This window comes from Faunimonas pinastri, assembly GCF_900110915.1.
Lineage (GTDB): Bacteria > Pseudomonadota > Alphaproteobacteria > Rhizobiales > Afifellaceae > Faunimonas > Faunimonas pinastri.
In genome coordinates, this window is the sequence record NZ_FOFG01000005.1 from 163024 (window position 1) to 177352 (window position 14329).

The window sequence follows — 14329 nt, forward strand, 5'->3', positions numbered from 1 at the left end:
GTTCAGGCGGCGCGCAGCGCGCGCTCGCGCTGGATCACTTCGCTGGCGAGCTTCAGGTAGGCTTGGCTTCCAGCGCATTTCAGATCGTACAGAAGCGCCGGCTTGCCGTGCGACGGCGCCTCGGAAATGCGGACGTTGCGGGGGATGATGGTCTTGTAGACCTTGTCGCCCAGATGCGCTCGGACATCGTCGACGACCTGCCCCGCCAGCTTGTTGCGCCCGTCGAACATGGTGAGCACAATGCCGTGGATGGAAAGCTGCGGGTTCAGCCCCGTGCGGACACGCTCCACGGTGCTCAGAAGCTGGCTCAAGCCCTCCAGGGCGAAGAACTCGCACTGCAAAGGCACCAGTACGGCGTGGCTCGCGCTCATCGCGTTCACCGTGAGTAGGTTCAGCGAAGGCGGGCAATCCACCAGAACGTAGGTGAAGGCCGGAGCCTCGGCATCGTCGGCGAGTTCGGAGAGAGCCGAACGGAGCCGGTAAGTCCGGTCCTTCATCGCGGCGATCTCAAGCTCTACGCCGAGCAGGTCCAGCGTCGATGGCGCGACGAAAAGGCGTGGCACAGCAGTGGGTTGCGTGACGCCGGCGAGCGTCTCGTCGCCGACCAGCACGTCGTAAGTCGACGTGCTGCGGCTGTGGCGGTCGATGCCGAGGCCGGTCGAGGCGTTGCCCTGCGGGTCCAGGTCTATGATGAGGACGGTTTCCCCGATGGCCGCCAGCGCAGTGCCGAGGTTGATTGCAGTTGTCGTCTTCCCCACCCCGCCTTTCTGGTTAGCGACGGCAAGAACTCGAGGACGGATGGGCAGGCCGGGCACGGGAATGGTCATGACGGTGATGTCCTGGCTTGCAGATGACGGAGGGTGGCGACGCAGCCGGCGGGATCGATGAGGCTTGGCCGGGTGGCCAGATCGTAAGTCCAATTCCTGGCCGCCTCCGCCTCCTCGGCCGCGAAGTCCTGCCCCTTCATCGCCAGTAGCGCGCCTTTCGGTGTCAGCAACGGTTTGGTGAGACGGCAGAGATCGTCGAGCGGCGCCAGAGCGCGAGCGGAAACCACGTCGGCGCGGCCTCCGAACCGCTCGGCCTGATCCTCGATCCGGCCGAGCACGATCTCGGCCCGTGCACCGGTTTCTCGTGCGACCGTGCGGAGAAAGGCGCACTTCTTGCCGTTGGATTCCACCAGCACGAACCGGAGATCCGGCTTATCGGCAGCGACTACCGCAAGGACCAGCCCCGGAAAACCGCCGCCGCTGCCGACATCCATCCACAGGCCCCGCTCCGGAAGGTCGGAGACAAGTTGCAGGCTGTCGGCGACATGCCGGGTCCAGACTTCCGGAAGCGTCGAGTGCGAAACCAGATTATGCGTCGCCTGCCACTTCCGTAGCAGCTCCACATAGACGCTCAGGCGCTCTCCGGCGGCCGGTTCGATTTCGAATCGGGAGAGAACGTTGCGTGCATCGCCGGGCAAGATGTCAACCGGCATCGGCGAACCTGACGTGCTGTCCGCGCTTGACGTGGGAGAGCAGCCGGGTGAGCGCCGCTGGCGTCATGCCTTCCATGGCCGCCGCCTGGGCGAGCGTGGCTGGACGTACGGTGCTGAGCTTCTGCCGAATTTCGTTCGAGAGCCCGCCGATGCCGGAGTAATCAAGTTCGGCCGGCAGCGTGAGCTGCTCGTCGCGGCGCAGAGCTTCGATATCGGCCTGCTGTCGGTCGAGGTAAACGGCGTACTGCGCATCCGTTTCCACCTGGCCGGCAATGTCCGCGGGAATATCGCCAAGTTCGGGCCAGACGCTCGCGAGCTTCGCGATCGTCATGTCGGTGAGCGCAAGCAGGTCATAGGCGCTTCGGCGTACACCATCCTGGTTGACGGCGAGACCATTTCGCCGCGCTTCACTAGGGGTTAGGCTGAGCTCGCGCAGATGCGCGCTCGTTGCCTTGAGCGCGTCCGTTCGCACCTCGAACACCCGCTGACGCTCTTCGCCGACGATGCCGGCGGCCAGCCCAAGGGGCGTCAGACGCTGATCGGCGTTGTCGGCGCGAAGCGACAGCCGATACTCGGCGCGGGACGTGAACATCCGATAAGGCTCGCTAACGCCGCGCGTTACGAGGTCATCGACCATGACCCCCATATAGGCGTCGGCGCGCGAGAGGATCAGCGGATCGGTATCTCCGGCACGGCGTGCGGCGTTGAGGCCGGCGAGCAAGCCCTGCGCTGCCGCTTCCTCATAGCCGGTCGTGCCGTTGATCTGACCGGCGAGGTAGAGACCAGGCAGTTTCAGGCAACCCAGATCGGGTCCGAGTTCGCGCGGATCGACATGGTCGTATTCGATGGCATAACCCCAGCGCAGGACTTCGACGCGCTCCAGTCCCGGCATACTGCGCACGATCCGAAGTTGGACGTCTTCGGGCAGAGAGGTCGAGATGCCATTGGGATATATCGTGGGATCGTCGAGGCCTTCCGGCTCCAGGAAGATCTGATGGCTTTCGCGATCTGCAAAGCGGACGATCTTGTCCTCGATCGACGGGCAGTAACGCGGCCCCCGGCCTTCAATCCGACCGGAATACATGGCGGAGCGGTGCAGGTTTTCCTGGATGACCCGATGCGTTTCAGCGGTCGTCCGGGTGACGAAACAATCGACCTGAGGCGTGTCGATGCTTTTCGTCAGTGCCGAGAAGGGCTCGGGCGGATCGTCTCCCCGCTGACGTTCAAGGCTCGGGAAATCGATGGTACGTCCGTCAAGCCGGGGTGGCGTGCCCGTCTTCAGCCGTCCGAGACGCAAACCGGCTCGCGCAAGCGTATCGGAGAGACCAAGCGCGGGCGCTTCGCCGAAGCGACCGGCGGGTGTCGTCTTCTCACCGAGATGGATCAGACCGCGAAGAAATGTGCCCGTCGTGAGCACGACGGCGGCACAGACTATTTCCCGTCCATCCGCCAGATGCACCCCGGCAACCTTGCCCTCAACCGTCAGCAGGTCGGCGGCCTCGCCTTCGACGACCGTCAGGTTCTCCTGTTCCGTGATGGCGGCTTGCATCGCTTCCCGGTAGAGGCGGCGATCGGCTTGAGCACGAGGTCCGCGCACGGCGGGACCTTTGCGGCGGTTCAGCACGCGAAACTGAATACCTGCCACATCGGCAACCCGACCCATCAAGCCGTCCAGCGCGTCGATCTCGCGGACAAGATGACCTTTGCCAAGCCCGCCGATCGCGGGGTTGCAGGACATTTCACCTACTGTCGCGAAGCGATGGGTCAGCAGGATCGTCTTGGCGCCGAATCGTGCGGAAGCGGCAGCGGCTTCACAGCCAGCATGTCCACCACCAACCACCACCACGTCTGCATTCAGGGTTTCAGTCATGCTGATCCATGTTTCACGTGAAACATCGACGAATCACTTGCCGATGCAGAATTCCATAAACAGCCGGTCGAGGACAGCCTCGACGTCCACGCGGCCGGTAAGCCGTCCGATACAATCCGTGGCTTGCCGGAGCAAGTGCGCGAGCACCTCATCGGAACGCTGACTGCCGGCAACGCATAGCTGGAGAGTTTCCGAGAGATCTGCAAGAACTCTCCGCTGGCGCTCCCTCACGAAGACGGCCTCATTTGTGGGAGGGCTCACGGACCTGGCGAACTCCTCGATCCGGTCAAGAAGCTCCGACATCCCCTGCCCGCTCGCGGCAGAAATCGAGATATCCGACGGAGCAGTCTTAGCCTTCAGATCTCCCTTTGTCTGCAAACGCCAGCACGGCACCTCGCCCAGTTCCGGAGCCGGATCGTCGTCATCTCCGTCCACCAGCCAAAGCACCAGATCGGAGTTCGCCGCCACTCGGCGACCCCGCGCAATTCCCTCCTGCTCGACAGCGGATGAGGTCTCCCGAATGCCGGCCGTGTCGAAGACGATCACCGGATAGCCGCGCAGATCGAGCGGAACCTCGATGACGTCCCGCGTCGTCCCGGCTTCCTCAGAGACGATCGCAACGTCGCGCGCAGCGAGCGCGTTCAGCAGGGTCGATTTGCCGACGTTAGGCCTGCCCAGCAAAGCAACTCGGACGCCATTGCGGATTCGCTCGGCGGTAGATCCTGCCGCCAGCGCTCTTTTCACTTCGTCGGTCAAACGGCGGAGTTCGTCCACGAAACCGAGCGGCAGTGTCTCTCCCCCCACATCGTCCTCGTCGGAGAAATCCAGCCGCGCCTCGACTTCCGCACGTAAGCCGATCAACCGCTCGCGCCAGGCGAGGCAAAGGCGGCTGAGTGCGCCTGACGCTTGCTGCGCAGCCTGCCTTCTCTGCATCTCGGTTTCGGCGGCGAGAAGGTCGGCCAACCCCTCGACCTCGGTCAAATCGAGCTTTCCGTTGGCAAACGCACGGCGTGTGAACTCGCCCGCCTCCGCCGGACGACAACCGGCTCCAGACAGCGACGCGAAAAGAGCCTGCACAACGGCGCGACTTCCATGCACATGCAGTTCGCCGCAATCCTCGCCGGTAAAGCTTGCCGGACCGGGAAACCAGAGGCAGAGACCGCGATCGAGTTCCTCCCCGTTCCCAAGATTGCGGAACGGAACCAGCGCGGCATGGCGGGGTTCCGCTAGAGAACCACAGGTGGCGGTCAGGATCTCGCGGGTGCGCGGGCCGGAAATCCGGATGATCGCGACTCCGGAAGGAAGTCCGCCGCTCGACAGTGCATAGATGGTATCCATTCCGATAGAGGCCGCCCTTGAACAGACTTGAGAATGCGACGAGCCCCTATCTGCGACAGCATGCGGACAATCCCGTCGATTGGTGGGAGTGGTCCGACGAGGCTCTTGCCGAGGCGCGGGCACGAAATGTGCCGATCCATCTTTCGATCGGCTATTCAGCCTGCCACTGGTGCCATGTCCTGGCCCGCGAAAGCTTCAGCGACCGCGAGACTGCTTCCGTCCTGAACGACCATTTTGTCAACATCAAAGTCGACCGCGAGGAACGGCCGGATATCGACCAGGTCTACATGTCGGCTCTGCATGCGCTTGGCCAGCAAGGCGGATGGCCGCTTACCATGTTCCTGAAGCCGGACGGCAAGCCCTTCTGGGGCGGAACGTACTTTCCGCCGAGGCCCATGCACGGCATGCCGAGCTTCCGGCAGGTTCTGGAAGGCGTTTCCGATGCCTGGAAGCGGCAGGACGAGGCTGTGCTGCAGAACAGCCAAGCCTTGACCGACCATCTCAACCGAAGCGCGCGTTCCGGCAACGCCGTACCGGGTGCCGAGACGCTTGCGCAATCGACCCGCCGAACCCTCGAAATCTGGGACCGCGAGCACGGCTCCTTCCAGGGCGGCCCGAAGTTCCCGAATGCTCCCGTTCTGGAAGCGCTTTGGCGGGCCTCGATCCGCGACGACGACGACGACGCCCGGCAGGCGGTCCTCACGACGTTGCGTCATCTCTGTCAGGGCGGCATCTACGATCATGTCGGCGGCGGTTGGGCGCGCTATGCGGTCGACGCGCAATGGCGGGTGCCGCATTTCGAGAAAATGCTCTACGACAATGCGCAGTTGCTGGCCCTCATGTCCTGGGCCGAAGCGACGGCACCATCCGGGTTGTTCCGGGCCCGCATCGCGGAAACGATTGACTGGCTCGTCCGCGAGATGCAACTGCCCGGCGGAGGTTTCGCTTCCGGGCTCGACGCCGATACAGAGCACGAGGAAGGCCTGACATATGTCTGGAGCCTCGGCGAGATACAGTCGTTGCTCCCGGCGGAGGATGCCCAGCTCTTCGCTGAAGTCTACGACGCCTCTGCGGGAGGCAATTGGGAAGGCACCAACGTTCTCAATCGGTTGCAACCATCGTCCTTCGGAGAGATGGACGCCGAAACCGAGGACCGGCTTCGGCGCGCGCGCGCGATCCTGCTGGAGGCGCGCGACCGGCGTCCTCAGCCGGGCCGCGACGACAAGATTCTGGCCGACTGGAACGGCATGACCATTCGCGGCCTCGCAGCGGCCGCCCTCGCCTGCTCCCGACCGGATTGGATCGAACTTGCGCGGCACTGCTACCGGTTTGTCCGGACGGAAATGACCGATGGCGACCGCCTCCTTCATTCATGGCGCGAAGGCACGCGCCTCCCCGTCGGCATGGCGACAGATTACGCCCAGATGATCGCGGCGGCCCTGGCGCTTTACGGGGTGGAGGCCGATCCCGTCTATCTCGCCGATGCGGAGCGATGGTTCACGGCCGCCGACGGCTTTCACTTCGATGCGGAGAAAGGCGCCTATTCACTGCCCGCCCGTGACGCTGCGGCGCTCTTCGCCACCGCCCTTTCCAATCGCGACGAGGCCACCCCTTCGGCCAGCGGCATCATGCTGCAGAACGCGGCGCGGCTCTTCAACATCACGGCCAAGGATCTCTACCGCGACCGGGCCGAGGCCATTCTGAAAGCCGCCACAGCACAGATCGCGGCGGATCCGATCAGCACCGCGAGCCTGCAATCCGGGTTCGACGAACTCCTGCGCGGGCGCCTTGCCGTAGCAATCCGCGCGGATGCGGAAACCTTTGCGAGACTGGTCGGAGAAGGCGATCCGGCGCTGCTTGCCATTGCCGTGGGCGACCCTGACGATCTTCCCGCGGGTGATCCGCTGCTATCCAAGGTTTCATACGCGAAAGGCGCCGCGACTTTCGTCTGCGACGCCTTCCGATGCCTGCCGCCGGCGACGGACGCCGGGAGCCTTGATGAGGTGCTGAGGCAAACCCGCCGGGGATTTGCCTCAGCCTGACAAAGTCAGGTGTTCATGCTGTCGAAGAAGTCGCTGTTGCTCTTCGTCTGCTTCAGCTTGTCCAGAAGGAACTCGATCGCATCGACGACGCCCATCGAGGACAGGATACGGCGAAGCACGAAGACCTTCTGAAGATCGGAACGCTGGACGAGCAGTTCTTCCTTGCGGGTGCCGGACTTGAGGATGTCCATGGACGGGAACACGCGCTTGTCCGCAACCTTGCGGTCGAGCACGAGCTCGGAATTGCCGGTGCCCTTGAACTCTTCGAAGATCACTTCGTCCATGCGGCTGCCGGTATCGATCAGCGCGGTCGCGATGATGGACAGCGAGCCGCCTTCCTCGATGTTACGCGCCGCGCCGAAGAAGCGCTTGGGACGCTGCAGGGCGTTGGCATCGACACCGCCGGTCAGCACCTTGCCGGACGACGGAACGACGGTGTTGTAGGCGCGGCCGAGGCGGGTGATGGAATCCAGGAGGATCACCACGTCGCGGCCATGCTCTACCAGGCGCTTGGCCTTTTCGATTACCATTTCGGCGACCTGAACGTGGCGCTGCGCCGGCTCGTCGAAGGTGGAGGAAATCACCTCGCCGCGCACGGTGCGCTGCATGTCCGTCACTTCTTCCGGGCGCTCGTCGATCAAGAGAACGATCAGATAGCACTCGGGGTGATTGGTGGTGATCGACCGCGCGATGTTCTGGAGAAGCACGGTCTTGCCGGTACGCGGCGGCGCCACGATCAGCGCGCGCTGGCCCTTGCCGAGCGGCGCGACCAGATCGATCACGCGACCGGAATGATCCTTGATGGTCGGATCCTGTACTTCCATCTGGAAGCGCGAATTCGGGTAGAGCGGCGTGAGGTTGTCGAAGTGGACCTTGTGACGGGTCTTCTCCGGATCCTCGAAATTGATCGTGTTGACCTTCAGAAGCGCGAAATAGCGTTCGCCTTCCTTGGGGCTGCGGATCTCGCCCTCGACCGTGTCGCCGGTGCGCAGCGAGAAGCGGCGGATCTGAGAGGGAGAGACGTAGATGTCGTCGGGACCCGGCAGGTAGTTCGCGTCGGGCGAGCGCAGGAAGCCGAAGCCGTCCTGCAGCACTTCGACCACGCCCTGCCCGATGATCTCGATATCCTGCTCGGCGAGCCGCTTCAGGATTGCGAACATCAGCTCCTGCTTGCGGAGCGTGCTCGCATTCTCGACCTCGTGCTCCTCCGCAAAGCTCAGGAGTTCGGTCGGGGACTTTTCTTTCAAGTCCTGAAGTTTGATTTCATTCATCGATCGTTCCCGGTCGGGAAAAGAGGTCTGGGGGAGGAAACCGGAATTCCGCAAAGAAACCCTGGGAGGGCCTCGCTGAGAGAGGAGCGCGCCGGGCGGCGCGGCGATCCAGTTGTGACCTAGATAAGCCTCTCCCGAGGAATTCTCAAGCCCCCACGTCCTCAGGGGTCCCTGATCGGAGCCGATCCGGGGCGTGGGGGAATGAAAATCCGCTCAGAACGGCTTCAGGACGACCAGGAACACGATGATCACCAGAAGCAGCGTCGGGATCTCGTTGACGATCCGGTAGAACCGCGCCGAATGCGGGTTCCGGTCCGCCCCGAAGAGCCGCACCCAGCGGGCCAGGCCCATGTGGACGGCGGAGAGGATGACGACGCAGAGAAGCTTGGCGTGCAGCCAGTGCTCCGGCCAGGCATGCTCCATCGTGGCGAGCGTGATGCCGAAGATCCAGGTGGCGATCATCGCGGGATTGGCGATCGCCTTGAGGAGCCGGCGCTCCATCACCTTGAAGGTCTCCGATTGCGGCGAACCCGGGGGCACGTCGGCGTGGTAGACCATCAGGCGGGGCAGATAGAACAGGGCCGCCATCCAGGCGACCAGCGAGATGATGTGAAGGGCCTTGACGGTCAGCATCAGGTTTTCCGGATCCGGCGGATCAGTTGTTCGACGTGGGAAATCGGCGTGTCCGGCGTGATGCCATGGCCGAGGTTGAAGATGTGTGGACGGCCGCGCATGGCGAGGAGGACGTCGTCGACGCCCCTATCGAGTGCCGTGCCGCCCGCGATCAGCCGGAGCGGATCGAGGTTTCCCTGCACCGCCTGCTTCGGCCCGACCACGGAAGCCGCGATCTGCGGCGGCACGGTCCAGTCGACGCCTATGCCTTCCGCCCCGGTTTCGCGTGCATAATCGCCAAGACGCGCGCCGGCCCCACGGGCGAAGGCGATCACCGGCGCACCGGGCACGGCCTCGCGAACCCGGGCGATGATCCGCCTTGCCGGCTCCACCGACCACTTCCGGAACTGGTCGTCGTCGAGAACGCCCGCCCAGCTGTCGAAGATCTGCACGCAATCGGCGCCGGCGCGAAGCTGCGCGATCAGGTAAGCGGCGGAAGCGTCGACCAGAATGTCGATCAGGCGGGAGAAGCCTGCCTCGTCGCGATAGGCGGCCAGTCGCGCCGGAGCCTGGTCCGGCGTGCCATGACCGGCGATCATATAGGTCGCCACCGTCCAGGGAGCCCCGCAGAAGCCGATCAGCGGCTTCTCGTCGGGAAGCACCCCACGGATACGGTCGACCGCCTCCAGCACCCGCTCCAGCTTCGCCACGGTCCGATCGGCGTCTTCGAAGCGGATCTTCGCGAGATCCACGGTTTCGACCTGCGGTCCCTTGCCCTCGATGAACTCGACCGAATAGCCAAGCGCCTGGGGAATGACGAGGATGTCGGAGAACAGGATGGCCGCATCCAGATCGAACCGGCTGATCGGCTGCAGGGTCACTTCCGTGGCAAGCTTCGGGGAGTAGCAAAGATCCAGGAACGAACCGGCTCGCTTGCGCGTTTCACGGTACTCGGGGAGATACCGGCCCGCCTGTCGCATGATCCAGATCGGCGGCACCTCGAAGGCTTCGCCCTTCAGGGCTCTGAGGAGTTTCGCGTCGGCTCTCGGCAATCCCCATATCTCCTAAAAGAGAGACTCTTAGAGAGAGTCTGTTTCTTTTGTTTGGGGGTGAATTGCTGGAATTAGCCGTCGTCCCCAATTAGCCCACACCCTTATCCTGTGATCCCGGGCCGCGCCAGCGTTGTGGATATGTCGGCGGCCTGTCGGGAAGAAAGCCTGGAAACGCGAACCGGAATCGGCGGACCAAGCGGGCAAGCTCCGATTTGGCGAACTGTTAACAGAGTATTAATAGCTTCCGGGTTATTCGACCGTCGCGAGAGACGCCGGAAAGTTGTCCCGGGGCAGCGAGGCTGTTGATCGTTTTGGACGGAAGCGGGACGGGCAATGGGCAGAGCGGCCGACAACTCCGATCCGGGGCGTTTTATCCCCGCAGATCCCGGACTTTCCCCAGGCTGCCTTCAGGCGCGTTCCAGCCCGCGAACGCCCTGATCCGATGCCCCAGTCGAACGCCAGTCCGCGCTACTTCCATCTGCACCTGATCTCCGATTCCACCGGCGAGACGCTGATCAATGTCGGCCGGGCAGCCGCGGTCCAGTACAAGCAGACCCACGCGATCGAGCACATCCATTCCCTGCTCCGCACGCCGGCGCAGGTGGATCGCTGCCTGCGCGATGTCGAGCAGGCGCCGGGCATCGTGCTTTATACGATCGTGGACGCGGAACTCGCCCGTAAGCTCCAGGCCGGCTGCGAGGAACTGGGCATTCCCTGCGTGTCCGTTCTGGACCCCGTGCTGAACGCCTTCCAGTCCTACCTCGGAACGCGCTCCTCGGGCCGCGTCGGCGCGCAGCACGTGCTGGACGCCGATTATTTCCGCCGCATCGACGCCTTGAATTTCACGCTCGCCCATGATGACGGGCAGCTGCCGGACGACGTGGAGGACGCGGAGGTCATCCTCGTCGGCGTCAGCCGCACCTCCAAGACGCCGACCTCGATCTATCTCGCCAATCGGGGCGTGCGGACCGCAAACGTGCCGCTGATCCCCGCGACCCCCCTTTCCGAAGCGCTCCTGAAGGCGAAGAAGCCGCTGGTCGTCGGTCTGATCGCCAGCCCGGACCGCATCGTGCAGATCCGGCAGCACCGGCTGATGATGCTGAGCACGGACGAAACCATGGAATCCTATGTCGACCGGGCGACGGTCACCGAGGAAATCGCCTGGAGCCGCAAGCTCTGTGCCCGGCAGGGCTGGCCGCTGATCGACGTCAGCCGCCGCTCCATCGAGGAAACGGCAGCGGCCGTCGTGGCGCTTCTGAGCGCACATCGCGAGCGCCTGACGTGAAGCTGATCCTCGCCTCCGGCAGTGCCGCCCGGCAGCGCATGCTCCGCAATGCCGGCCTCGACTTCGCAGTGCATCCGGCCGACATCGACGAGCGCGCCGCGGAAGCGCCGCTGGCCGAAGCCGGAGCCGCGCCGGAAGATCTGGCGGCACTCCTGGCCGCGGTGAAGGCCGGCGACGTGAGCGCCCGCTTTCCCGAGGATCTCGTGATTGGCTCCGACCAGGTGCTCGACCTCGACGGCGAACACTTTTCCAAGCCGGAGGACATGGAGGCGGCGCGCCGCCAGCTTCTCGCCCTCTCCGGTCGCACCCATCAGCTTCATTCCGCCGTCGCGGTCACGATAGGCGAAGAGATCGTCTGGCAGCATGTCGCGACGGCGTCGCTGACCATGCGCGATCTGCCGCCCGCCTTTGTCGGGCACTATCTCTCCGCAGCCGGGCCGGAGATTCTTGGCAGCGTCGGCGCCTATCATGTGGAAGGGCGCGGCATTCAGCTCTTCGACCGGATCGAGGGAGACTTCTTCACCATCCAGGGGCTGCCATTGCTGCCGCTCCTTCAATTCCTGCGTGCCTACGGGGTCCTTTCTTGACCGCATCGCCCAAGGCCTTCGTCATCGGCTGGCCGATCAACCATTCGCGGTCGCCGATCATCCATCGCTATTGGCTCGCCCGTGCCGGTCTTGCCGGCAGCTATGACGCCGTGCCCGTGCCGGTGGAGGAGTTCGAAGTCTTTCTGCGCACCTTCAAGGACCGGGATTTCGTCGGCGGCAACGTTACGCTGCCTCACAAGGAGAGCGCGTTCCGGGCCTGCGCGCGGAAGACGGACGTCGCGGCCCGTCTCGGCGCGGTCAACACGCTCTGGCTGGAAGACGGCGAACTCTGCGGCGACAACACGGACGCGCACGGCTTTTCCGCCAATCTCGACGATCAGCTTGCGGGCTGGCGCGATGCGCGCAGCGCTCTCGTGCTGGGTGCCGGCGGCGCGGCGCGCGCCGTGATCCACTCCTTGCTGGAAGCGGGTGTCGAGCGGATCGCCCTGCTGAACCGCACCGTCGAACGGGCGGCCGATCTCGCTCGCCATTTCGGTCCGCGTGTCGTGGCCGGAGCGCTCGCCGATGTCGCGGGTCTGGCGCCCTCGACCGAGCTTTTCGTCAACACGATTTCCGCCGGTCTTTCCGGCGAGCAGCCGGTATCGGTGGACTGGAGCCGTGCGCCGAAGGGCGCCATGGTCGCCGATATCGTCTACGTCCCGCTGCTCACGCCCTTCCTGCAGGGCGCGAAAGACGCGGGGTTTCGCGTTTCGGACGGTCTCGGCATGCTGCTGCACCAGGCGGCGCCCGGGTTCGAGCGTTGGTTCGGCGGGCGGCCGGAGGTGACCGATGAGCTCCGCCGTCTCGTCCTCGCCGACATCGAGCGCCGCTGACGCGCCCGCGATGATCGTCCTCGGGCTCACCGGATCGATCGGCATGGGCAAGTCGACCACCGCCGGCATGTTTCGCGCCCGAGGCGTCCCGGTGCATGACGCCGACGCCTTCGTCCATGCGCTTTACGGGGGCGCCGCCGTTCCGCTGGTCGAGGCCGCCTTTCCCGGCACGACGCGGGAGGGTGCGGTGGACCGGCGATTGCTGGGCCAGCGTGTGCTCGGCAACGCGCCTGCGCTGAAACAGCTTGAAGAAATCGTCCATCCGCTGGTGCGCGCCGGCGAAGCCGCTTTTCTCGAACGGGCGCGAGCGGAGGGCGCACCCATCGTGGTGCTCGATATTCCGCTGCTCTTCGAAACCGGCGCCGAGGCGCGCGTCGACAGGATCGCCGTGGTGACGACCGATCCGGCGGTGCAGCGTGCCCGCGTGCTGGCGCGACCGGGAATGACGGAGGAAAAGTTCGCGCAGATCCTGGCGCGACAGATGCCGGACGTGGAAAAACGCCGCCGCGCCGACTACCTCATCGACACCGGGCACGGCCTCGAGGCGGCACGGGCGGGGGTCGACGAAATCCTCGCCGATCTTGTCCGTGCAGGGGATTAGCGTCCGCGGTATCTTGCGTCGGACGCGGTTTGGAGCGAATCAGAGACCATGCGCGAGATCGTCTTCGACACCGAAACCACCGGCCTGGATTGCCTCAACGGCGATCGGCTGATCGAAATCGGCTGCGTGGAGATCCTGAACAGGATCCCGACCGGGCGGACCCACCACATCTACATCAATCCGAAGCGGACCGTGCACCCGGAAGCCGTGCAGGTCCACGGCATCACCGACGAGTTCCTCAGCGACAAGCCGTGCTTCGAGCACATCGTCGACGAGTTCATGGAATTCGTTGGCGACAGTCCGCTCGTCGCGCATAATTCTTCCTTCGACCGCGGCTTCATCAACATGGAGCTGAAGCTCTGCGGCCGGCTGATCATCGAGGATCACCGCTTCGTCGATACGCTGATGCTGGCCCGGCGCCGCCATCCGAACGGCCCGAACAGCCTCGACGCGCTTTGTTCGCGCTATGGGATCGACAACAGCAACCGTACCAAGCACGGCGCGCTTCTCGACGCGATGATCCTGTCGGAAGTCTACATCGAGCTGCTGGGCGGCCGGCAGGCAACCTTCGAACTGGGCTCGGCCGGGCATTCGAGCGCCTCGCGCCGCGAGGCCCGGATGGTCCGCCAGCGCCCGAAGCCGCTCGCGCCGCGCCTGACGCCCGAGGAACTGGCCGCGCATGGGGCTTTCCTCGCGGGCATGGGCGGGACACCGCTCTGGGCGCGCTACAACGAAGAAGCGGCGGCCGAAGCCGCCGCCTGATCTTTCTCGGGAGAACCGGCCGATCTTACATCGGCTGGTTGGCAGCCTGGCGCTGCACGTCGATTTCCGACATGCGCTGGCGGTAAAGCTGCGCGAAATCGACCGGATCGATCAGCAGCGGCGGGAAACCGCCCTGTCGGGTCGCATCCGCGAGGATCTGCCGGGCGAAGGGGAAAAGCAGCCGGGGGCACTCGATCAGCACGAACGGATGCAGGTGCTCCTGCGGCACGTTCTGGATCTGGAACAGCCCGGCATAGGTGACTTCCGCGACGAAAAGTGGCTCGCCGCCCCGGCGGGCGTTGGCATCCAGCTTCAGCTCGATCTCGAACTCCGTCTCGGAGATCGGCCGGGCATTGACGTTCACGTTGACTTCGAGGTCCGGCGCCTTTTCGCTCGGCCGCAACGAAGCAGGCGTGTTCGGGTTTTCGAAGGACAGGTCCTTCACATACTGGCCGAGAACGTGGATTCCCGGCTGTGCCTGCTCGTCGGACTGGGCGTCCGCTTGTCCGTTGATGCTCATGACCTACCGGCTCTCAAGAGTTGCTAAGCCCGCCTAGCACGGAGATGAATCCGCCACAACGAGCATGGTTGGGGAG

Annotated in this window: 14 protein-coding genes; 6 read left to right on the forward strand and 8 right to left on the reverse strand. The window is 64.5% G+C overall.

The annotated features are described in order from the left end of the window. Positions 1-2: 2 nt before the first annotated feature. The 4 genes from BMY25_RS08965 to mnmE are packed head-to-tail and all read right to left on the reverse strand — an operon-like array spanning position 3 to position 4688. Positions 3-827: a ParA family protein gene (locus BMY25_RS08965; RefSeq protein WP_092496292.1), complete on the reverse strand. Its 825-nt coding sequence runs from the start codon at positions 825-827 to the stop codon at positions 3-5. Then, positions 824-1480 carry a 16S rRNA (guanine(527)-N(7))-methyltransferase RsmG gene (gene rsmG, locus BMY25_RS08970; protein WP_092496293.1) on the reverse strand — a complete coding sequence of 219 codons (657 nt, stop codon included), beginning with the start codon at positions 1478-1480 and terminating at the stop codon, positions 824-826. The genes BMY25_RS08965 and rsmG overlap by 4 nt, the downstream gene beginning before the upstream one ends. Further along, on the reverse strand, positions 1470-3350 hold the full coding sequence (mnmG, locus tag BMY25_RS08975; protein ID WP_092496294.1) for a tRNA uridine-5-carboxymethylaminomethyl(34) synthesis enzyme MnmG: 1881 nt from the start codon (positions 3348-3350) through the stop codon (positions 1470-1472). The genes rsmG and mnmG overlap by 11 nt, the downstream gene beginning before the upstream one ends. A gap of 33 nt (positions 3351-3383) precedes the next feature. Further along, entirely contained in the window at positions 3384-4688 is a 1305-nt protein-coding gene (gene mnmE, locus BMY25_RS08980; RefSeq protein WP_092496295.1) for a tRNA uridine-5-carboxymethylaminomethyl(34) synthesis GTPase MnmE, read from the reverse strand. A gap of 17 nt (positions 4689-4705) precedes the next feature. Here mnmE and BMY25_RS08985 point away from each other — a divergent pair, with 17 nt between their 5' ends. Beyond that, positions 4706-6730, forward strand: coding sequence for a thioredoxin domain-containing protein (locus tag BMY25_RS08985; protein WP_092496296.1), 2025 nt, complete (start codon positions 4706-4708; stop codon positions 6728-6730). A 5-nt stretch (positions 6731-6735) separates the two neighbouring features. Here BMY25_RS08985 and rho read toward each other — a convergent pair whose 3' ends face one another. From rho to hemE, 3 genes are all read right to left on the reverse strand, one after another. Further along, complete coding sequence (gene rho / locus BMY25_RS08990; protein WP_092496297.1) at positions 6736-8001, reverse strand: transcription termination factor Rho; 1266 nt, start codon at positions 7999-8001, stop codon at positions 6736-6738. Positions 8002-8214: 213 nt separating this feature from the next. Next, complete coding sequence (gene hemJ, locus BMY25_RS08995; protein WP_092496298.1) at positions 8215-8634, reverse strand: protoporphyrinogen oxidase HemJ; 420 nt, start codon at positions 8632-8634, stop codon at positions 8215-8217. After that, positions 8634-9665 carry a uroporphyrinogen decarboxylase gene (hemE, locus tag BMY25_RS09000; protein ID WP_092496299.1) on the reverse strand — a complete coding sequence of 344 codons (1032 nt, stop codon included), beginning with the start codon at positions 9663-9665 and terminating at the stop codon, positions 8634-8636. Before hemE ends, hemJ begins: the two co-directional genes overlap by 1 nt. Positions 9666-10107: 442 nt before the next feature. Between hemE and BMY25_RS09005 the strand changes: the two genes are divergently transcribed. Genes BMY25_RS09005 through dnaQ form a run of 5 tightly spaced genes read left to right on the forward strand, consistent with a single transcriptional unit; the run spans position 10108 to position 13733 of the window. Continuing rightward, complete coding sequence (locus BMY25_RS09005) at positions 10108-10950, forward strand: pyruvate, water dikinase regulatory protein (protein ID WP_092496300.1); 843 nt, start codon at positions 10108-10110, stop codon at positions 10948-10950. Then, positions 10947-11537 carry a Maf family protein gene (locus BMY25_RS09010; protein ID WP_092496301.1) on the forward strand — a complete coding sequence of 197 codons (591 nt, stop codon included), beginning with the start codon at positions 10947-10949 and terminating at the stop codon, positions 11535-11537. The genes BMY25_RS09005 and BMY25_RS09010 overlap by 4 nt, the downstream gene beginning before the upstream one ends. Further along, entirely contained in the window at positions 11534-12370 is an 837-nt protein-coding gene (locus BMY25_RS09015; RefSeq protein WP_092496302.1) for a shikimate dehydrogenase, read from the forward strand. The genes BMY25_RS09010 and BMY25_RS09015 overlap by 4 nt, the downstream gene beginning before the upstream one ends. A 10-nt stretch (positions 12371-12380) precedes the next feature. Beyond that, on the forward strand, positions 12381-12971 hold the full coding sequence (coaE, locus tag BMY25_RS09020; protein ID WP_092496303.1) for a dephospho-CoA kinase: 591 nt from the start codon (positions 12381-12383) through the stop codon (positions 12969-12971). A gap of 48 nt (positions 12972-13019) precedes the next feature. After that, positions 13020-13733 (forward strand): DNA polymerase III subunit epsilon, encoded by a 714-nt coding sequence (dnaQ, locus tag BMY25_RS09025; protein ID WP_092496304.1) that lies wholly within the window; start codon positions 13020-13022, stop codon positions 13731-13733. Positions 13734-13758: 25 nt separating this feature from the next. Here the strand turns inward: dnaQ and secB are convergent, their stop codons facing one another. Beyond that, positions 13759-14253, reverse strand: a complete 495-nt coding sequence (gene secB, locus BMY25_RS09030) for a protein-export chaperone SecB (protein WP_092496305.1) — start codon at positions 14251-14253, stop codon at positions 13759-13761. Positions 14254-14329: the final 76 nt, after the last annotated feature.